Here is a 19,969-nt window from a genome sequence, read left to right as displayed (position 1 = left end):
ATCGCGCCCGCGCGACGGCCGCGTGGCCGGTGACCGTCGCCGAGCCGGCGGTCCGGGCCGCGCAGGCGCACCGGCCGCGTGGCCGGTGACCGGTCGGGCCGGCGCGGCGGCCGGCCCGACCGGTCGGCTCAGGACGGCAGCGTCCACTTCTGGTTGGCGCCGCCGGTGCAGCTCCACACCTGGGTCTTCGTCCCGTCGGCGGAGGTGTTGCCGGTGACGTCGAGGCACTTGTTCGCCTGCGGGTTCACCAGGTCCCGCCCGGCGGTCCAGGTCCACTGCTGGGCGGCGCTGCCGTTGCAGGTCCACAGCTGCACCCGGGTGCCGTCGGCGGTGCCCCCGCCGGCCACGTCCAGGCACTTGCCGAGCGCGCGCAGCGTGCCGTCGGCGGCCCGGGTCCAGCGCTGGTTGGCCCCGCCCGTGCAGCTCCAGATCTGCGCCGGCGTGCCGTCGGCGGTGGCGTTGTCGGTGACGTCGAGGCACGTGCCGCCGATGCCGGTGACCGGGCCGGTCGGCGCGGTGCCGCCGCCGGACGGGGTGCCGGACCAGGTGAACGTGGCGGTGGTGCGGGCCGGCAGCGAGTAGGTGAAGGACTGCCCGCCCCACACCACCTTCACCGACTGCGCCGACGAGCCGCCGTTGTGCGCGAGCAGGGCCTTGGAGCCGTCCGGGTTGCGGTAGGCGACGTTCGGCACGGTGGCGTCGGCGGTGGAGTCGATCCGGGTCGCGCCGGGCCGGACGAACCTGGTCAGGTGCCCGGTGGTGTAGTACTCGACGGTGTAGTCGACCTGGCCGGCCCGGGCGCCGCCCTCCTGCACGGTGATCAGGCCGGTGCAGGTGCCGCAGCCGCCGTTGTGCGGGCCCATGTTCTGGTTGACCGCGAGGCTCCACTTCACCACGCTGCGACTCCAGTTCCGGGCGTAGGTGACGATGTCGGCCATGTCCTCGTTGTGCTGGTTGGTGATCCAGGTGCCACCGGAGTGCTCGGTGCTGAACTGCGGCACCGCCGGATACTGGCCGCGCACCTGGCTGCCGACCGCCGGGTCACCGAAGTAGCCGTGCCAGGCGATGCCGCCGAAGAGCGGGTCGGTGCGGACGGCCGCGTCGCCGAGCACCCCGGAGCCCAGGGTCGCGTAGTCGCCGTAGTTCCAGTCGTGCACCAGCACCTTGGTGGTGATGCCGGCGGCCCGGAACGCCGGGTAGACGAAGTTCTTGGTCAGCTCGGCCAGGCCGGAGGAGTTCCAGCTCATGCCCGGGTAGTCCATCGCGGTGGGGTTGCCGGACTGGCAGCAGTTCGGCTCGTTCTGCACCGACAGGTAGTCGACGTGCACGCCGCGAGCCGCGTACGCCTGGATGGTCTTGACGAAGTACTGGGCGTAGGTGGCGTAGTACTCCCACTTCAGCCAGCCCATCTGGTCCATCCGGCCGTTGTCCTTCATCCAGGCGGGCGCGCTCCACGGCACCACCATCACCCGCAGCGCCGGGTTGAGCTGGCGGGCCTGCGCGGTGAGCAGTTCGACGTTCGTGTCGTAGCCGTTGGCGCCGAAGTCGTTCAGGTCGCAGCAGGTGTCGTCGAGGGACACGTTTCCGGGGCGGGACAGGTCGGACGCGCCGATCGGGTTGCGCACGAACGACAGCCCGATGCCGTCGGTCGGGCTGAACAGCTTGCGCATCACCGCGTCCCGGGTGGCCGCGCTGACTGCGCCGCCGCGCAGCAGGTGGGCGGTGGTGTCGGTGATGGACGCGCCGGCGCCCTCGAACGGCTGGTAGCGGGTGTTCTCGTCGACGGTGATGGTGCGGGTGGCGCCGGGGCTGGTGGTGGCGAAGCTCAGCGGGCTCTGCTGTTGCAGTCCGCGGGTGACGGTCCGGCCGCCGCCGGCGTCGGAGGTGGTGGTGAGCCAGACGTCGACGGTCTCGCCGGCGGCGTGGGCGGTGGTGGTGGGGACGAGGGCGCCGGCGGTGAGGCAGAGCGTCAGGGCGACGCGGCCGGCGTGGCGGGCAACGGTGGTGGGGGACACGGATGCTCCTTCCAATGAATTGACATCCACGAATGAGCGAACCGTTGTTCCGCCCTTATGTCAAGATGTGAAAAAAAGGGGCGGCCGCCCGGGAGAACTCCCGCGCGGCCGCCCGGACCGTCGACTCAGCGCTGCCCGCGCACCCGACGCACCGTGTCGCGGTACCACAGCGCGCTGCGCTTCGGCGTGCGGCGCTGCGAGTCGTAGTCCACCCGCACGATGCCGAACCGCTTGTCGTAGCCGTACGCCCACTCGAAGTTGTCCAGCAGCGACCAGGCGAAGTAGCCGCGGATGTCCGCGCCCGCCTGCCGGGCCCGGGCCACCGCCCGCAGGTGCTCGGTCAGGTAGGAGACCCGGTCGTCGTCGGCCACGAACCCGTCGGCGTCCGCCTCGTCGTCGAACGCCGCGCCGTTCTCGGTGATCACCATGGGCACGCCCGGGTAGTCCCGGTGCAGGCGCACCAGCAGGTCGGTGAAGGACTCCGGCACGATCTCCCAGTCCATCGCGGTGCGCGGCAGGTCCCGGCGGACCACCCGGCGCACCGGCTTGCCGTCGGCGTCGCGCTCGCGGCCCTGCTCGTCCACCCCGGAGTGCAGCTGCCCGAAGTAGTAGTTCACCCCGAGCACGTCGATCGGCGTGGCGATGACCTCCAGGTCACCGTCCCGCACCGGGATCTCCACGCCCTCCGCGGCCAGGTCCGCGATCACGTCCTGCGGGTAGGAACCACGCAGCACCGGGTCCAGGTAGAGCCGGTTGCCCAGCCCGTCCGCGGCCCGCGCGGCGTCCCGGTCCGCCGCGCTGTCGGTGGCCGGGTCGGCGGTGGCCAGGTTCACGGTCAGGCCCAGCTCGATCGGCGCCTGCGCCGCCGCGCGCAGCCGCTGGGTGGCCAGCCCGTGCCCGAGCAACAGGTGGTGGGCGGCGGCGATGCCGTCGCCCAGGTTCCGCCGGCCCGGGGCGTGGTCGCCGTACGCGTATCCGAGCATCGCCGAGCACCACGGCTCGTTCAGCGTGGTCCAGGTGCGGACCCGGTCGCCGAGCCCGGCGAAGACCAGCTCCGCGTAGTCGGCGAAGCGGTAGGCGGTGTCCCGGTTCGGCCAGCCGCCGGCGTCCTCCAGCTCCTGCGGCAGGTCCCAGTGGTAGAGCGTCACCCACGGGTCGACGCCCCGGTCGAGCAGCTCGTCCACCAGCCGGTCGTAGAAGGCCAGCCCGGCGGCGTTCGCCGGCCCGCGCCCGCCCGGCTGCACCCGCGGCCACGCCACCGAGAAGCGGTAGGTGTCCAGCCCCAGGTCGGCGATGAGCGCCACGTCCTGCGGCATCCGGTGGTAGTGGTCGCAGGCCACGTCGCCGTGGTCGCCGTTCGCCACCGCCCCGGGGACCCGGCAGAAGGTGTCCCAGATCGACGGGGTGCGGCCGTCCTCGGCCACCGCGCCCTCGATCTGGTACGACGACGTCGCCACCCCCCACCGGAAGGTCGGCGGCAGCGTGTCGATCGGGTCGGCCTGATCGACACTCGGGCGGTTGAGGTCGGTGTCCATGGTTCTCCTCGCGGTAGCGGTGGGCTCGGACTCTTCAGCGGGGCAGGGGGGCGACGGCCGGGTGCAGCCAGCACGCGACCGCCCGCGTCGGATCGTCGACGCCGGGCGGGCCCAGCACCGGCACCCGCTCGTCGCACGGCTCGAACGCCTTCGGGCAGCGCGGGTGGAACACGCAGCCGGCCGGCATGGCGCGCAGGTCCGGCGGGGAGCCGGGGATGCCGGTCAGCTCGCGGCGTGGCCCGCGCAGCGCCGGGAACGAGTGCAGCAACCCCTCGGTGTACGGGTGCAGCGGCTCGGCGTACAGCCGGGCGGCGGGTGCCTCCTCCACGATCCGGCCGCCGTACATGATGGCGATCCGGTCGGAGAACTCCACCAGCAGCGACAGGTCGTGGGTGATGAACAGCACCGCGAAGCCGAGGCGTTCGCGCAGCTCGGCGAGTTGGCCGAGGATCTGCCGCTGCATCACCACGTCCAGCGCGGTGGTCGGCTCGTCCATGATGACCAGTTGGGGCTCCAGCGCCAGCGCCATGGCGATCATGACGCGTTGGCGCATGCCGCCGGAGAGCTGGTGCGGATAGCTGTCCAGCCGGTCGGCGGCGATGCCGACCAGGCGCAGCAGGTCCTTGGCGCGGGCCAGCCGGCTTGCGGCGGTGCTCGTCGGCTCGTGCGCCCTGATCACGTCGAGGAGTTGGGTGGAGACCTTGTGCACCGGGTTGAGCGAGTTCATCGCGCCCTGGAACACGATCGAGGTCTCCGCCCAACGGAACTCCCGCAGCCGGGCCGGGCTGAGCGTCAGCACGTCGACCGGCGGGCCCTCGGCCGGGTGGTAGATCACCTGGCCGCCGCTGACCACGCCGGGCGGTGGCAGCAGCCGGGTCAGCCCGTACGCCAGGGTGGACTTGCCGCTGCCGCTCTCCCCGGCCAGGCCGAGCACCTCGCCGCGGTGCAGCGTCAGGTCGACGTCGCGGACCGCCCGCACCGCGTCCGCGCCGATGCCGTAGTCGACGCACAGCCCACGAATCTCCAGCACCTTGCCGTTCATGAGGTCCGGTCCTCTCGGGTGTCCTGCATCGGCACGGGGGCCGCTCTCGGGGCCAGCACCGGGGTGAAGCCGACCCGCATCCGCACGGTGCGGCCGTCGGCGGTGCGGATCCGGGTCCGGCCGCCGGTGCGCAACCGGGGGCTGACGAACTCGTCGATGCCGAAGTTGATCAGGGCGAGCGCGGTGCCGAGCAGCGCGATGGCCAGCCCGGCCGGCACGAACCACCACCACGCGCCCTGCGCGAGCGCCTGCTGGCCCTGCGCCCAGAACAGGATGGTTCCCCAGTTCCAGGAGCTGACCGAGGAGATGCCGATGAACGCCAGGGTGATCTCCGACATTACCGCGAAGATCACCGTGCCGACGAAGCCGGAGGCGATGATCGCGGTCAGGTTCGGCAGGATCTCGAACCCGATGATCCGCCAGGTCCGCTCGCCGGTGGCCCGGGCCGCCTCCACGTAGTCCCGGCGACGCAGCGACAGGGTCTGCGCCCGCAGCACCCGGGCCCCCCACGCCCACGAGGTGAGCCCGATGATCAGCGCGACCAGCAGGTCACCGGCCTGGTCGACGAGCGACGCCACGATGATGATCAGCGGCAGCGCCGGGATCACCAGGAACACGTTGGACAGCGCGGACAGGCTCTCGTCGGCCGCGCCGCCCAGGTAGCCGGCGGTCACCCCGATCAGGATGGACAGGACGGTGGCCAGCACGCCGGCGATCAGCCCCACCACCATCACGCTGCGCGCGCCGACCAGGATCTGGCTGAAGATGTCCTGCCCGAGGTGGGTGGTGCCGAACCAGTGCCGGGTCGACGGCGCCTGGAGCACGTCGGCGCTCCGCGCGTCCGGGTCGTACGGCGCGATCCACGGCCCGATCACCGCCAGCAGCGCGTACACGCCGAGGACGACCAGCCCGGTGGCGGCCTTGGCGTTGGCCACGAAGCGGAACCGGCGTCGCCGCGCCCGGGCCGACGGCTGCGCCATCGCGCCCTGCCCGGGGATGACCTGCTCGATGCTCGACGGGGAGATTGTCATCGGCTCAGCTCTTTCGGGTCCGCGGGTCGAGAAGCAGGTACGCGACGTCGGCCAGCAGGTTCGCCACCAGCACCGAGATCGTGATGATCAGGAAGATGCCCTGCATGAGCGGGTAGTCCTTGCTGCCGACGGCCTGGAAGAGCTGGAACCCCAGGCCCGGGTAGGAGAAGACGATCTCCACCAGCAGGGTGCCGCCGACGATGAAGCCCAGCGACAGCGCGAAACCGGAGACGTTGGGCAGCAGCGCGTTGCGGGCGGCGTAGCTGAGCGCCACCCGGCGCTCGGAGAGCCCCTTGGCGTGCGCGACGGTGATGTAGTCCTCGCTGGAGACGGTGACCATCATGTTGCGCATGCTGAGGATCCAGCCGCTCATCGACGACACCAGGATGGTCGCCGCCGGCAGGATGCTGTGCTGCAACGCGCTCGGGATGAAGTACGCGTCGAATGCCGGCACCAGCCCCGGCTCGTAGCCGCCGGAGGACGGGAAGAAGCTGCCCGGCCCGGCGAACAACGCGATCGCCACCAGACCCAGCCAGAAGTAGGGGATCGAGGAGAGGAACGTGGTGGCCGGCAGCAGCCCGTCGATCCACGACCCGCGCCGCCAGCCCGCGCCGACGCCGAGGGCGGTGCCGAGCAGGAAGCTGACGATCGTGGTGACGCCGACCAGCCCGACCGTCCACGGCAGGCTGCTCCCGATCACCTCGGACACCGGCGCCGGGAAGAACGTGAACGACAACCCCAGGTCGCCGTGCAGGAGCTGGCCCCAGTAGGCCACGTACTGCTCCCACAGGTTGCGGTCGGAGTCCAGCCCGAACAGCACCCGCAGCGACGCGATCGCGTCGGCGCTGATCCGGCCCTGGTTGCGGGAGATCAGCGACTGCACCGGGTCACCCGGCACGATCCGCGGAATGAAGAAGTTGAGGGTGATCGCCGCCCACGCGGTGAACAGGTAGAACGCCACCCGTTGCAGCAGGAACCTCATCGGGCCGCCTCCTGCCCGGCGGTGGCGCCGGCTGTCGGGGTCGCGGCGGCGGTCCCGGTCTTCTCGGCCGCGACGGTGGCCGGGTCGAACAGCCAGCACGCCGCCCAGTGCCCGGGCCGGTCGTCGACCGGGATCGGCGGCGGCAGCTCGGTGGTGCACCGGGGCATGGCGTGCGGGCAGCGCGGGTGGAACCGGCAGCCGGCCGGCGGGCGGATCAGGCTCGGCGGTTCCCCGTGCCCGCGCTCGGTCGCCGCGTCGGCGTCGCCGCCCGCGCCGGTGATCCGTTCCGGATCCGGCGCCGAGTCGGTCAACAACCGGGTGTACGGGTGCGCCGGCCGCTGGGTGACCGTCTCGCTGTCGCCGCCCTCGACCATCCGGCCGGCGTACATCACGATGGTGTCGTCGGCGAAGTAGCGGGCCGACGCGATGTCGTGGGTGATGTAGAGGATCGCCAGGTTGAGCCGGTCCTTCAGGTCCTGGAGCAGGTTGAGCACGCCGAGGCGGATCGAGACGTCCAGCATGGAGACCGGCTCGTCGGCCAGCAGTACCTCGGGGTCGGCGCCGAGCGCCCGCGCGATCGCGATGCGCTGGCGCTGGCCGCCGGACAGCTCGTGCGGGAACGCGTCCAGATAGCGCTCCGGCGGGGTGAGGCTGACCCGGGTGAGCAGGTCGGCGAGCGCCTTCTCCAGCCCGTCCGGGCCGGTCCCGGCGTTGCCGTGGATGCGCAGCGACCGGGTCAGGTGGTAGCGGACGGTGTGCACCGGGTTCAGCGAGGCGAACGGGTCCTGCAGGATCAGCTGCACCCGGCGCACGTACGCCCGGAAGCGGCGGCCGCCGCGTACCCGGATCGACGCGCCGTGCAGCCGGATGTCGCCGCCGGTACGCGGGTAGAGCTGGGCCAGCAGCCGGGCCACCGTGGACTTGCCGGAGCCGGACTCGCCGACCAGCGCGGTCACCCGGCCGCGGCGCAGCGCGATCGAGACGTCGTCGACGGCGTGCACCACCGTCGGGGTCCGGGAGAGGAGGTCGCGCAGCCGCCGGCGGACCGGGAAGTGCTTGGTCAGGCCGACGGCCTCCAGCACCACCTCGTCGGCCGGCGCCGGGGCGCTCTCGGTCGTCGTCATGCCGAATTCCTGTCTGGGGTTGCCGGGGCGAGGGCGGGGTCCGCCTCCCCGGCCGGCGGGCGCGCCGGCCGGGGAGGCGGCACCGGGTCAGCCGGCGGTCGGCTTGAGGTGCAGCACCACGTCCACCGCGTTGGGCTGGGTGGGCTGCAGCGCGCCGTACGGGTTCGAGTCGTCCGGCCAGCCGGTCCAGTTCTTCGCGCTGTACGCGCCGCCGATGTTGTCCGCGCCGACCGGGATCATCGGCGTCTGCTCGACGAAGATCTTCTGCAGCGTGGCGAGCGCCGTGGTGCGGGTGGCGTCGTCGGTCGCGTTGGCGTAGGAGACCAGGGCGTCGGTCGCCGCCTTGTCGTCGAACCGGCCGAAGTTGCCGGCGGGCGACGCGGTGCCGATCGGCTTGAGCACCCGGCCGTCCATGATCGTCCGGTAGATGTCGTACGGCGTGGCGCCGCTCTCGGTCCAGCGGAAGGTGGCCTCGAAGTTGCCCTGCTCCACGTTGCGGAACCAGGCGTCCTGGTTGGCCTTGTCGATGGTCGCCGCGATGCCGATCTTCGACAGGTTGTCCTTCACGATCTCCAGGCTGGTCTGGTAGTCGGACCAGCCTGCCGGGTCGGTCAGCTTGATCGTGACCGGCTTGCCGGTCTTGTCCTTGAGCGTGGTGCCGTCGAGCTTGTAGCCGGCGCCGGTGAGCAGCGCCTTGGCGCCCTCGACGTCGACCTTGTGCTCCTGCCCCTTGTACTCGGGCGCGATGAACGAGTCACCGGCCGGGCTGGGCAGGCCGGTCACGCTCTTGACCTCGGGGTGGAAGTACGCCGCCTCGGCGGTGGTGAAGATGTCGGCCCGGTCGACGACCATGTTCATCGCCTTGCGCAGCGTCGGGTCGTCGAACGGCTTCTTCGTGGTGTTCAGGTAGAGGCCGTGGATGCCCAGCACCGGCGGCGCCCACACCTTGTGGTTCTTCTGGTCCTTGGCCACGAACACGGTCTGGTAGTTGGGGATGAAGACGAAGCTCCACTCCGACTCGCCGTTGGCCAGCGCCGTGGTCTGCGCGCTGTTGTCGGTGTACGAGGTGAAGCGCAGTTCCTTCACCTTCGGCGCGTCCTGCCAGTAGCCCTTGTCGCGCACGGTCAGCGTGGTGGTGGCCGGGGTGAACGACTTGAGCGTGTAGGGGCCGCTGCCGACCGGCTGCTTCACCGGGTCGGTGGTCGGGTCGGCGATCTTCTCCCACAGGTGCTTGGGCACGATCGGCACCCGCCACAGCACCTTCTGCTGGTTGACGAACTGCGGGCTGGACATGGTGATGGTGACGTCGTTGCCGCTCGCGGTCGCGTCGGTGTACGGCACGCCCTGGTCGTTGAGCGCCGGGAACTTCTTCACCAGGTTGTAGGTGAACGCCACGTCCTCGGCGGTGACCTTCTGCCCGTCGGACCAGGTGGCGTTGTCGCGGACGGTCACCTTGACCGACTTGTAGTCCGCGGACCACTCGGCCTTGGTGGCCAGCCACGGCTTGAACGGCTCGGCCGGCTTGACCGGGTTCCACATCATCAGCGGCTCGTAGATCTGCCAGCGGTAGCCGAGCGACGCGGCGGCCGAGGTGGTGAGGAACGGGTTGTTGTTCTCCGCCTGCGGGCCGTTGGGCATGCCGACGTTCAGCACGGTCGCGGCCTGGCCGCTCTTCTTGTTCGCGTTCGGGCTGTCGCCGCAGGCGGCGACCGTGGTGGTGACCATCGCGCCGGCCAGCGCGACGGCGAGGAGTTGCCGTCTTCTCATGGAGGTCTCCCTCGGTGGTCCCGCGTGTCCTCGGGCGGGATGTGGTGGATGGAGGGTGTGCGGTGGTGCACCGGCGGGCTGGCTGCCCGCCGGCGGGTCGCCGGGTGCGGCGGGGTGGCGCTCAGGTGACGCGGGTGGAGGCGCGGGCGGCGAAGCCGGTCGGGATGACGGTCGGGGTGTCGGGCAGCGGTGTGCCGGTGAGGTGGGCGATGAGGAGTCGGGCCGCGGCCGTGCCCATCTCCCGCAGCGGCTGGTGCACCGAGCTCAGCGGGGGATGGGTGTGCCCGGCGAGCGGCAGGTCGTCGAAGCCGACCACCGCCACGTCCTGCGGGACGCGCCGGCCGGCGTCGCGCAGCGCCTGCAACGCGCCGGCGGCGGAGAGGTCGTTGTGCGCGAAGACCGCGTCGAACGGCACGCCGTCGGCGAGCAGCCGGCGCACCGCCGCGCGCCCGCACTCGAAGGTGAAGTCGCCCTCCACGACCCGTTCCGGCGCGATGGGTACGCCGGCGTCGGCGAACCCGCCGGCGAAGCCGGCGAGCCGTTCCCGGGTGCAGCCGAACCGGCGCAGGCCGGTGATGACCAGCGGCCGTCGGCGGCCCAGGGACAGCAGGTGCGCGGCGGCGGCCCGGGCGCCGTCCTCGTTGGTGGTCCGCACCGACGGGAAGCCGGGCTGGTGACCGCGGTCGTCGATGAGGATCACCGGCAGGCCGCGCCGGTGCAGGCCGGTGATGTAGTCGAGGGTGCCCTCGGGTTCGACCACGAGCAGGCCGTCGAAGGACTTGGCGGAGACCTGGGAGGCGAACCGCCGCATCGACTCGTCGCCGTGGGTGCAGGTGAACAACAGCATGCCGTAGCCCTCGGCCTCGACCGCGTCGGCCGCGCCCTGCAGCACCTCGCCCATCCAGGGCCAGGTCAGCGCCGGCACCAGCATGCCGACCACCCGGGTGCGCCCGCGGGCCAGCCCGACCGCGCGGGCGCTCGGCACGTAGCCGAGGTCGCTGATCACCGCACGGACCCGGTCGGCGGTGCGGATGTGCACCTCGCCCTTGCCGTTGAGCACCCGCGAGACGGTCGTCTTGCTCACCCCGGCCCGGGTGGCGACGTCGGCGATGGTGATCGGCACGTGACGCTCCCGGGTCGCAGGGATGAGGAGGGTGTTTCGGAACCGGTTGCGGTAGCGGTTCCGTGGCAGTCAACCGAAGTGGCGCCGGTCACGTCAATAACGAGCCGGTAACGAAACATGACTAAGTTCGACCCTTGAAAAAAGCGGCCGGGCAGCGGATGTGTCGATCAAGCCGGTGAGCAGCGTCAATACGGCCGGACGACGGTCATCCGATGTGGACGGACGTCAGCTCCGCGCGTACACGTCGCCGGCGTTCGCCTCGTGCGGCAGCGCGTCCAGGTAAGCCGCCACCTCCGTCGCCGGCCGCCAGCTCGGCAGCGCGAACGTCATCTCGTCGCCGAGCGCCACGGTGAACGCGGTGAAACCGAGCGCGGTGAGCCGGTCCAGGCAGCGTCCGGCCAACTCCCGGGCGATCGTGGTGAACTCGAACGACAGCGCCGGTACCGGCCGGTTCAGACCGGCCAGCACGGCGTCCTCGAAGCCCTCCACGTCGATCTTCACGAACGCCGGCACGCCGTACGTGTCGATCAGCGCGTCCAGTGTGGTGCCGGCGACCTCGATCTCGCCGTCCCAGGTCTCGCCCTCCCAGCCGGCGGCGTGCCCGGCCGCCCGGACGAAACTCCGGGAAGCGGTGGAGACGGTCGGGTTGACGGAGTTCACGTGCAGCCGGACCGGTGCGGCGGTCGGTCCGCAGGCCGCCTCCAGCACCGTCACGGTGTCGTCGCCGTCGTGCAGCGCGCGCAGCACCCGGGCGCACAGCGGTTGCGGCTCCACCGCCACCACCCGCGCGCCGAGCCGGCGGAAGCTGGCCAGCCGGTCGCCCACGTGCGCGCCGACGTCGAGGACCAGGTCGCCGGCGCGGACCAGCGGCGCGTAGAACGCGTCGAGTGCCGCCTCGCGCGCCGGATCGCCGTGGTAGAAGTCCAGCGAACGGCGCAGGCCGGACATCGCCGGATCCGCCTTCAGCTCCTCGATCACCCCGTCCCGACCCACCACCCCACCGACGGTAGTCACCCGTCGCCGAACGCGAGTCGCATTCGCCCGCCCCGGCACCACACTATCCTCCTAGGATGCTTGAGAGGATGTGACCGCGTTGGGGATCGACCCCCTCGGGCGACCCGAGTCGTTGCTGACGTCAGCTCGGCAGGCGCCAGAAGGAGGGTGGCTGACGGTCGGATGCGGCCGGGTCAGGGAGTCTCGACGACCTCCTGGCCGAGTGGCCAGAGCGCGGCCGGGACCAGCTTGAAGTTGGCCACCCCGAACGGGATGCCGATGATCGTCACGCAGAGCGCGACCCCGGCGAGGATGTGCGACAGGGCCAGCCACCAGCCGGCCAGCAGCACCCAGAGCACGTTCGCCAGGCCGGACGGGACGCCGGCGCCCGGCTTCGGCACCAGCGTGCGGCCGAACGGCCAGAGCGCGTACAGGGCGAGGCGCAGCGAGGCGACGCCGAACGGGATGGTGACGACGAGGACGAAGCAGATCAGGGCGGCCACGCCGTAGCCCAGGGCCAGGACGAAACCGCCACCGAAGACGAGCCACAACAGGTTCAGCAGGAAGCGGATCACCACTCCATGGTGCCTGCCGCCGGCAAGTGCCCAGAAGGCCCGGCCGTTCCCGGATACCGTCGAAGCCGTTACCCGGCCCGCCGCCCGGAGAGGAGCACGCCGTCATGGGACCGTCGACCGAAGGCGTCGTCCGCACCGAGTTGCAGCGTGCCCACGCCGAGGTGCCGGGCCGGCTGATCGTGCAGACCCTGTTCCGGATCCCGGTCGGCCACGAGTCGGGGCGGCACAGCCACCCCGGCGAGGAGGTCGGCTACCTGATCCAGGGCGACATCGTGATGGAATTCGACGACCGGCCTTCGCTCACCGTCGGCGCCGGAGAGCCGTTCCTGATCCCGCCGGACGTCGTGCACAACGCCCGCAACGTCGGCGACGTCGAGACCCGGATGCTCTCCTCCTACTTCGTGGACAACAGCCGGCCCCTGGTCACCCCGCACTGAGCTCGGGCCGACCCGGCGGTGCCAGCAGGGCCGCCACGGCGTGGGCGGTGTCCGGGTGCGCGGCCACCAGCGGCGAGCCTCCGCCGCCACCGGGCGGGCCGGGCGCGGCGGGGGAGTGCCACGGCGCGTCGCAGCCGAGCAACGCGGCCACCGCGTCGACCGCCTCCGGGTGCGCGACGAGCAGCCCGTGCGCCGGCCCGGGGCCGGCGGCCGGCGACCCGGTCGGGGGCGAGACCGACGCGGCGGGCTGGGCGGCCCACGGGGGCGTCCAGCCGTCCAGCGCGGGCAACGTGGCGGGGAAGGTGCGTTCCGCCTCGCGGACCAGCAGCGGCACCAGTTCCGGGCCGTGTTCGCGCAGCGTGGTGATCAGGGTGGGCAGCCAGGGCAGCAGCACCGGGTCGGGCAGCCGGGCGAACGCGGCGGACATGGTCTCGACCACGAACGGCGCCAGCCCCGGCACCGGGTCGAGGGCGTGCACGAACCCGGAGAGGTAGTGCGGGAACGCCGGTACGACCAGCGGGTTGGCCAGCAGGTCGGCGCAGCGCTCGCGCAGGTGCGCCAGCGGCAGCAGGCCGAGGTGGTGGCGTGCGGCCCAGAGCAGCGCGAGCTTGGCCGGCGCCTCGGGGTGGGCCTGGGCGACGGCCAGTTCGAGCTGCGACCGGTCACAGCCCAGCGACAGCGCGAGGCTCTCCAGGTGAAACAGGAAGCCGAGCATCGCGCCGACCTGGCGGACACCTGTCGTCTCGTCGACGAACGCGGTGGGCAACAGGGTGCAGTAGTGGGCGTAGCCGGTGGTGACGAACGCCCGGCACCAGGCGGGCAGCGCCGGTGCGGTGGTGCGGTGGTGGGCGAGCAGCCGGCGGATGCGACGCAGCACCTCCGGCGCGTCGTCGACGGTGCGTTCGGTGGCGAGCAGTTCCACCGCCCGCGCGCCGAGTTCGTCGACCAGGCGCGGGCTGTCCAGCAGGCGGATGGCGTCCTCGACGGCGGCGAGCGCGCGGGCGGCGGTGGCGTCCGGGCCACGCACCGCGCGCCGCAGCCGCTGCTCCAGCACCTGCTCGACGGTGACGCCCTCGTAGCCCAGCTCGATCAGGGCGCGCTGGTTGCGGCCGAGGGCGAGGTCCCAGCTCTCCTGGGTGGAGCGGTGGCCGAGGCGGCGTTCGCCCATGATCGGCCGTACCGCGTCGGCGGGCAGCAGGTGTCGCAGCATCCAGAGCAGGTCGGAGCAGGCTTCCCGCGCCGGGTCGCCGCGCAGGTCGAGCAGCGCGCGTTGCACGGTGCGCCGTTCCAGGTCGAGGCCGAGTGGGCGGAGCCGGTCGAGGACGTCGCGGGCCAGCGGTGGCAGGGAGTCGTAGCCGACCTGGCCGATCCGGTCGCCGCCGAGCAGGATCTCGCAGAGCCGGCGGACGTCGCGCCGGCCGGGCACCACGTCCTTCTCGATGCAGGTGACCGCGGCGTCGGCGAAGTCGTACGGCGTGGGTCGGGCCCGGTTGCGCAGGTTGGCCAGCAGGATCGAGGTCTCGAACACGGCGATCGCGTCGGCGGTGCTGGCCAGGTAGCCGTTGCGTCGGGCGAGCCGGACGATGTCGACGCACCAGCCGCGCAGCTCGGCCTCGTCCAGCTCGTCGAGCGTGGGCGGCGCGGCGAGGAAGCCGGTGAGCCGGTCGGTGGTCACGTCGGACGGGGCGGGCGCGGTGACGGCGCGGGATCGGCGCCCCTTCTTCCCGGTCTGCTGCCCGGCCAGCCGGAACGGCGTGACCCGGGTGCGGCCGAGCGCGGCGGTCCAGTTGGCGGCGGCGATGGAGACGGTGCCGGGAGCGAGCCCGAACTGCGCCTCGATGGCGGAGTGGCTGGACGGGATGAGGCCGTAGCGCCAGCGGGTGCCGGTGCGAGGGCTGATCGGGAAGTCCGGCGCGGTGGAGTCGAGGCCGAACTGTTCGACGCGGCTGGCGGCGTGGAAGGCGCCGCAGACGTAGAGGCAGTCGGCGGGGTCGGCGCCGGTGGCGGCGAGGTGCTGGCGCATCCGGGTCCACATGTGGCGCTCGCGGTCCTCGTCGCGGTCGTCGCGGGCGGACCGGCTCGGGCGCAGCCGGCGGAACAGGCTGCCGATCAGCACCATGACCTGCCGGTAGGTGTCGTGGTCGGCGTCGGCGAGGGGGCGTTCGACATACTGCTCCCACCACTCCGACCAGTGCCGGACCTTGCCGTGGTGCAGCAGGTAGGACTCGAGTTCGGCGAAGCGGGGGCGCAGGTCGCCGATCTCCACGCCGACCGCGTCGCCGTGCAGGGCGGCGTCCTCGTCGGCGGTCGGGGCCGGGTGGGGGCCGGCCGGCTGGTCGTCGCGGGGGGCCCACTGGTAGACGTGGTCGGTGGAGCGGTCCACCAGCACCAGCTCGACGCCCGGGGTGTCCAGCGCGTACGCGATGGCCTGGTATTCCGCGGAGGCCTCGGTGACGGGCGCGATGACGCTCAGCGGGCTCCACTCGGCGGGGAAGCCGTCGAGTTCGGTGGCGAACGCCTGCACGGCCACCGGCAGGCGGCAGTTGCGCAGCTCGTCGAGGAGGGGCCGCAGGTCCTCGCAGAGTTCGAGGTAGATGACCCGGGGTGGGCGGGCGCGCAGCCGTCGGGCCATGGCCAGCGCGGACGCGGGGGAGTGGTGGCAGACGGGGAAGATCTCGAGGCGTTCGCCGAGTGCCCGGTCGACGTCGTCGACCATGCCGGCGAGGATCCCGGCGAACGCGTCGGGTGAGCCGGCGAACGCGGCGGCGGCGTCGGTGAGCTGCTCGCGCAGCGCGCCGAAGACGCCGGTCGGGGCGGGCGCGGTCATGCCAGCGACGCGATCGCCTGGCGACCGCCGTCGAGGAAGCCGTCCCAGTCGCCGCCGTCGGCCTTGGCGCGGGGCTCGACGACGCCGTGCAGGTATTTGTTGAGGATGGCCAGGTCTTCCGGGCTGCGGCGGGCCAGCGAGCTGACCAGCGAGCCGGCGAGGGTCGCCGCGCGCAGCGTGCGGTCGCCGAAGAACTGGCTGTGCAGCACGGCGTCCTCCAGCACGCCGATCTGTTCGGCGGTGGACAGCGCCGACTCCAGCTTCTCGTCGTCGCTGGTGGCGGCGGACGCGGCGGCGCGCAGGTCGGCGAAGCTCTGCAGCAGGATGTCGAGCAGGGTGGGGGGCACCTCCAGCTCGATGCGGTGCCGGCGCAGCAGCTCCTCGGTGCGGAAGCGGACGATCTCGGCCTCGCTGCGCTTGTTGGTCACCACCGGGATGCGGACGAAGTTGAACCGCCGTTTGAGCGCGGAGGACAGGTCGTTGACGCCCCGGTCGCGGCTGTTGGCGGTGGCGATGATCGAGAAGCCGGGCTGGGCGAAGACGATGTTGTCGTGGTCCAGCTCCGGGATGGAGACGTACTTCTCGGACAGGATCGAGATGAGCGCGTCCTGCACGTCGCTGGTGGAGCGGGTCAGCTCCTCGAAGCGGCCGATCACGCCCTGTTCCATGGCGGTCATGATCGGCGAGGGGATCATCGACTCGCGGGACTGGCCGCGGGCGATGACCATGGAGACGTTCCAGGAGTATTTGATGTGGTCCTCGGTGGTGCCGGCGGTGCCCTGCACGACGAGGGTGGAATTGCGGCAGATCGCGGCGGAGAGCAGCTCGGCGAGCCAGCTCTTGCCGGTGCCGGGGTCGCCGATGAGCAGCAGGCCGCGGTCGGAGGCGAGGGTGACGATGCTGCGTTCGACGAAGCTGCGGTCGCCGAACCACTTCTGCGGGATCTCCCGGTCGAGGCCGTCGGCGCGTTCGGAGCCGAGCACGAACAGCCGGACCATGCGCGGGCTCAGTCGCCAGGAGAACGGCTTCGGCCCGGTGTCGACGGATTCCAGGTAGGCCAGTTCGTCGGCGTACTTGACCTCGGCGGGGGCGCGGAGCATGTCGGACATCAGGGGTGCTCTCCTAGGTGAGGAAGTTCTTGAGCTCGGTGACGAGCTTGCGGATGTGGCCGGAGATGACGGGCGTGCCGAGGTCCTTGAAGCGCTGCCGGAACCAGGGGTTGACGCTCTGGTGTCCGGAGCTGTTGACCGAGCCGACCGGGATGAACCTCACCCCGGAGCGGTGCACGGCCTCGATGCCGTCGAACAGCGGTTGCGAGCGGTCGAACTCGTAGAAGTCGGAGATCCAGACCAACACGGTGTTGCGCGGTTCGACGATCTTCGGGCGGGCCAGGGCCATGGCGACCGGGCCGTCGTTGCCGCCGCCGAGGTTGGTGCGCAGCAGCACCTCGAACGGGTCGTGCACCCAGGGGGTGAGGTCGAGCGCCCGGGTGTCGTACGCGATCAGGTGCACGTCGACCTTGGGCAGCCCGGCGAAGATCGAGGCCAGGATGGTGCAGTTGACCATCGAGTCGACCATGGAGCCGGACTGGTCGACGACCACGATGAGCCGGGCCGGGGTGGTGCGGCGGGCGGTCTGCCGGTAGTAGAGCCGGTCGACGTAGAGGCGTTCGTCGTCCGGGCTCCAGTTGGTGAGGTTCTGCCAGATCGTGCGGTCCAGGTCGAGGTTGCGGAAGACCCGCTTGGGCGGCACCGACCGGTCGACCGCGCCGACGGTGGCCTGGGCCACCTGGGTGCGCAGCACCTCGGCGACCTGGTCGACGTAGCGGCGGATCAGCGACTTGGCGTTGGCCAGCGCCACCCCGGACAGGTTCGCCTTGTCGCGCAGGAGCTGCTCGATCAGGGACATGCTCGGGGTGAGCCGGGCGGCCAGTGCCGGGTCGGCGAGCACCTCCCGCAGCCGCATCCGGCGGACCAGGTCGCCCTCGAGGCCGGCGAGGGTGGCGCCCAGGCCGGTGCCGTCGCGGCGCAGCTCGCCGGGGGCGACGCCGCACGCCTGCTCGAACCAGCCGGCGTCGGCCTGCCAGCGGGCCAGTTGCCCGGCGCTGACCTCGCCGGTGCCGGTGGCGAACACGTTGAGCAGCAGTTTGGACGCCAGCGCGGCGCGGCGGACCTCGGCCTCGGCCGGGTGGAACGGCTCGGCGCCGGTCGGGGTCTCCCGGTCGGCGGCGAGCAGGTCGCGCAGCTCGTCGGCGAGCGCCGGGAAGCGCTGGACGACGGTGTCGACGGAGACGGTCGGGTCGAGCAGCGCGGCGGGCAGGCCGAGGTCGTCGACCACGGCGACGCTGGCGGACTCCAGGGCGGGCTGCTCGTCCGGGCTGAACAGGCGGGCGAGGAGGCGCCAGTAGAGCACCTGGCGGCGGTTGGCGTGGGCGCGGTCGTCGTCGGTCATCGGCGCAGCAGCCGTCCCGCGCGCTCGCGCAGCACGGCCACCGCGTCGCCCGCTCTGGCCTCGGCCTTGGCGGCCTTCGTGTCGGTGACGCCGCACGCCCAGTCGCCGTTGTGCGCCTCGACGGCCTGCCGCTTGACGGTGGCCCGCACGGCGAGCGGTTGCAGCAGCCAGCGGTCGTCGTCCCAGCGCAGCAGGCCGAGGCAGGCGGTGGCGGCGGCGAGCAGCGTCGGGGTGAGCGGACCGGCCGCCGGCAGCCGGTCGGCGGCCAGCGGGATCACCGCGCCGTCGAGGTCGACCACCAGGTCACCGGCGGCGTCACGGACGACCCGGCCCTCGACGAGGACCGGCTCGGCGATCGCGGCGGGGTGCCGCTGCAGCGGCGGCGTCGCGGCGGCGGTCGCGCCGGCGAGCAGCACCCGGGCCGTGGCGAACGGGTCGGCCGGCTCGGCCAGCTCCGCGCGTGCGTCGACCCAGTGCAGGTCGCCGCCGTACGCCGGCAGGTCGGTGACGGTCATGCTCCGCCGCTCGGCCAGCGCCTTGAGCAGCACCGGACAGGCCTCCAGCAGCCGCCAGCCGGCCGGGCCGACGATGGTGGCCACCTTCGCCGCGCCCACGGTGACCCGGACCAGCCGGGGCGTGCCGCCGCCGGCCGGTTCGAGCAGCGCGTGCAGCTGCGCCTGGAACGCGGTGTCGTGTTCGTGCACGTCGACGCCGAGCGGCAGCAGCCGGCCGGACACCTGCTCGGGCGCCGTGGCCTCGGCGGCGGCGCCGGCGGCGAGCAGCACGCCCCGGGTCCACAGGTCGGCCCAGCGGCGGGCGGGCAGCCGCGCCGGGTCGGTCACCGGCAGGCCGGCGCGCAGCTCGGCGGCGAGACCGTCGAGCAGCACCGCGAGGCGGCGCAGCGCCGGCGCGGCGAGCGCGGCCTCCACCGGCGCGGCGGCGCCGGAGAGCAGCTCGTGGTCGGCGCCGCGCCAGCCGGTGAGCGTCAGCTCGTGCAGCCAGGCCCGGGCGCCGGCGCGGGCGGGCGCGGCGTCCGCCGGCCTGCCCGTGGCGGTGCCGATCGGCGGGCCCGGGGCCGTGGCGACCGCCGCCGCGCCCGGGATGGCGTCCGCCGCCGTGCCCGTGGCGGTGCCGGTGGGCGCGCCCGGGGCCGTGGCCCCGGTCGGCGCGCCTGCGTCGGTGGTGTCCGGCGGGGTGCCGGTGGCGGCGGCCCACGGGACACGGGACCGGTGCAGGGTGGTGTCGAGCCGGTCCAGCAGCGCGTCGTGGACGGCGCCGAGCAGCGCGGCACGGGCGCCGGCGAGCACGGTCAGGTGCTCCTCGGTGAGCGCGCCGGTGGTGGCGGCGCGCACCGCCTCGCCGGCCCGCGCGGCCATGGGCGTGCCGCCGACCGCCTCGGCCAGCGCCGCCCAGGCGGCCGCGTCCGGTTCGGCGACGCGGGCCAGGCCGCGGGTGAGCGTGTCGTCGACGCCGTCGACGACGGCGAGCGCCTGGGCCAGCCCGGCCGGCGCGTCGTCGTGGAGCTGGGTGAGCTGTGCGGCGAGCATCAGCGCACCCCCGCCGTGGCCGGGAACCAGTGCAGCTCGGGCACCGGCGTGGCGCTCGGCGGGACCTCCAGGTAGGCCAGGTGGCGCAGGAAGCGGCTGAACACCACCGCCGCCGGGCCGGGCTCGTGCCTCGCCTCGGTGCGCGCCAGCAGGTCGGCGCCGCTGTCGACGCCGTCGCCGACGTCGACGCGCAGGTAGCGGGCGACCTGGTCGACGCCGTACTGCAGCACGGCCTCGTCGGCCAGCGCGTGCAGGTGCTTGCAGAGCAGGCTGCCGCGCAGGCCGCCGCAGGGCCGGTTGTTGTTGGTGCTGCAGTTGACCGCGTGGCTGCCGGCGGTCACCGAGGAGACGTAGACGCGCTCCACGTCGGACCCGCTGGACACCACCCCCTGCAGCCGCCCGTCGGCCAACTCCACGAAGGGCACCTTGGCCAGCTTGCGGGCGCGCGCCGGGGGTGCGACCCGCAGCACGCTCCGCCGTCGCCAGGAGGCGTCCGTCGGCTCCGTCATCGTTTCGACCT

At 72.8% G+C, this 19,969-nt stretch carries 16 protein-coding genes; 1 reads left to right on the top strand and 15 read right to left on the bottom strand.

Annotated features, from left to right (window positions below; translation table 11 throughout):
* Positions 1 to 128: 128 nt before the first annotated feature.
* The 10 genes from GA0070213_RS04160 to GA0070213_RS04115 form a co-directional block, all read right to left on the bottom strand.
* Positions 129 to 2,015 (bottom strand): lectin, encoded by a 1,887-nt coding sequence (locus GA0070213_RS04160; RefSeq protein ID WP_245716250.1) that lies wholly within the window; start codon positions 2,013 to 2,015, stop codon positions 129 to 131.
* A 125-nt stretch (positions 2,016 to 2,140) separates the two neighbouring features.
* The gene (locus tag GA0070213_RS04155) at positions 2,141 to 3,550 is read right to left on the bottom strand and encodes a GH1 family beta-glucosidase (protein ID WP_091057441.1); all 1,410 of its coding nucleotides are present in this window, start codon (positions 3,548 to 3,550) and stop codon (positions 2,141 to 2,143) included.
* A 34-nt stretch (positions 3,551 to 3,584) separates the two neighbouring features.
* On the bottom strand, positions 3,585 to 4,592 hold the full coding sequence (locus tag GA0070213_RS04150; RefSeq protein WP_091057436.1) for an ABC transporter ATP-binding protein: 1,008 nt from the start codon (positions 4,590 to 4,592) through the stop codon (positions 3,585 to 3,587).
* On the bottom strand, positions 4,589 to 5,623 hold the full coding sequence (locus GA0070213_RS04145) for an ABC transporter permease (protein WP_091057432.1): 1,035 nt from the start codon (positions 5,621 to 5,623) through the stop codon (positions 4,589 to 4,591). The genes GA0070213_RS04150 and GA0070213_RS04145 overlap by 4 nt, the downstream gene beginning before the upstream one ends.
* Positions 5,624 to 5,627: 4 nt before the next feature.
* Positions 5,628 to 6,605, bottom strand: a complete 978-nt coding sequence (locus GA0070213_RS04140) for an ABC transporter permease (protein WP_091057428.1) — start codon at positions 6,603 to 6,605, stop codon at positions 5,628 to 5,630.
* Positions 6,602 to 7,729 (bottom strand): ABC transporter ATP-binding protein, encoded by a 1,128-nt coding sequence (locus GA0070213_RS04135; RefSeq protein WP_091057424.1) that lies wholly within the window; start codon positions 7,727 to 7,729, stop codon positions 6,602 to 6,604. The genes GA0070213_RS04140 and GA0070213_RS04135 overlap by 4 nt, the downstream gene beginning before the upstream one ends.
* Before the next feature lie 87 nt (positions 7,730 to 7,816).
* On the bottom strand, positions 7,817 to 9,496 hold the full coding sequence (locus GA0070213_RS04130) for an ABC transporter substrate-binding protein (RefSeq protein WP_091057421.1): 1,680 nt from the start codon (positions 9,494 to 9,496) through the stop codon (positions 7,817 to 7,819).
* 121 nt (positions 9,497 to 9,617) lie between these two features.
* The gene (locus GA0070213_RS04125; RefSeq protein WP_091057417.1) at positions 9,618 to 10,619 is read right to left on the bottom strand and encodes a LacI family DNA-binding transcriptional regulator; all 1,002 of its coding nucleotides are present in this window, start codon (positions 10,617 to 10,619) and stop codon (positions 9,618 to 9,620) included.
* 225 nt (positions 10,620 to 10,844) lie between these two features.
* A complete protein-coding gene (locus tag GA0070213_RS04120) occupies positions 10,845 to 11,567 on the bottom strand; it encodes an FkbM family methyltransferase (RefSeq protein WP_175441217.1) in 723 nt (240 codons plus the stop codon).
* A gap of 239 nt (positions 11,568 to 11,806) precedes the next feature.
* A complete protein-coding gene (locus tag GA0070213_RS04115; protein ID WP_175441190.1) occupies positions 11,807 to 12,187 on the bottom strand; it encodes a YccF domain-containing protein in 381 nt (126 codons plus the stop codon).
* A 104-nt stretch (positions 12,188 to 12,291) separates the two neighbouring features.
* On the opposite strand from GA0070213_RS04115, the gene GA0070213_RS04110 reads away from it, so the two are divergent.
* Positions 12,292 to 12,624: a cupin domain-containing protein gene (locus tag GA0070213_RS04110; RefSeq protein WP_091057411.1), complete on the top strand. Its 333-nt coding sequence runs from the start codon at positions 12,292 to 12,294 to the stop codon at positions 12,622 to 12,624.
* On the opposite strand, the gene GA0070213_RS04105 is transcribed toward GA0070213_RS04110, so the two are convergent.
* Genes GA0070213_RS04105 through GA0070213_RS04085 form a run of 5 tightly spaced genes read right to left on the bottom strand, consistent with a single transcriptional unit; the run spans position 12,611 to position 19,919 of the window.
* Positions 12,611 to 15,451, bottom strand: a complete 2,841-nt coding sequence (locus GA0070213_RS04105) for a DUF5682 family protein (RefSeq protein WP_091057408.1) — start codon at positions 15,449 to 15,451, stop codon at positions 12,611 to 12,613. The two genes, GA0070213_RS04110 and GA0070213_RS04105, sit on opposite strands and share 14 nt — an antisense overlap.
* A complete protein-coding gene (locus tag GA0070213_RS04100; RefSeq protein ID WP_091057404.1) occupies positions 15,448 to 16,560 on the bottom strand; it encodes an ATP-binding protein in 1,113 nt (370 codons plus the stop codon). Before GA0070213_RS04100 ends, GA0070213_RS04105 begins: the two co-directional genes overlap by 4 nt.
* Positions 16,561 to 16,573: 13 nt before the next feature.
* Complete coding sequence (locus tag GA0070213_RS04095) at positions 16,574 to 17,902, bottom strand: VWA domain-containing protein (RefSeq protein WP_091057400.1); 1,329 nt, start codon at positions 17,900 to 17,902, stop codon at positions 16,574 to 16,576.
* Positions 17,899 to 19,449, bottom strand: a complete 1,551-nt coding sequence (locus tag GA0070213_RS04090) for a hypothetical protein (RefSeq protein ID WP_091057396.1) — start codon at positions 19,447 to 19,449, stop codon at positions 17,899 to 17,901. Before GA0070213_RS04090 ends, GA0070213_RS04095 begins: the two co-directional genes overlap by 4 nt.
* On the bottom strand, positions 19,449 to 19,919 hold the full coding sequence (locus tag GA0070213_RS04085; RefSeq protein ID WP_175441216.1) for a hypothetical protein: 471 nt from the start codon (positions 19,917 to 19,919) through the stop codon (positions 19,449 to 19,451). The genes GA0070213_RS04090 and GA0070213_RS04085 overlap by 1 nt, the downstream gene beginning before the upstream one ends.
* Positions 19,920 to 19,969: the final 50 nt, after the last annotated feature.

It is taken from the genome of Micromonospora humi, from assembly GCF_900090105.1.
In the GTDB taxonomy this organism is placed as follows: Bacteria; Actinomycetota; Actinomycetes; order Mycobacteriales; family Micromonosporaceae; genus Micromonospora; species Micromonospora humi.
Note: the sequence above shows the minus strand (reverse complement) of the source record. Positions and strands in the feature narration are given on the sequence as shown.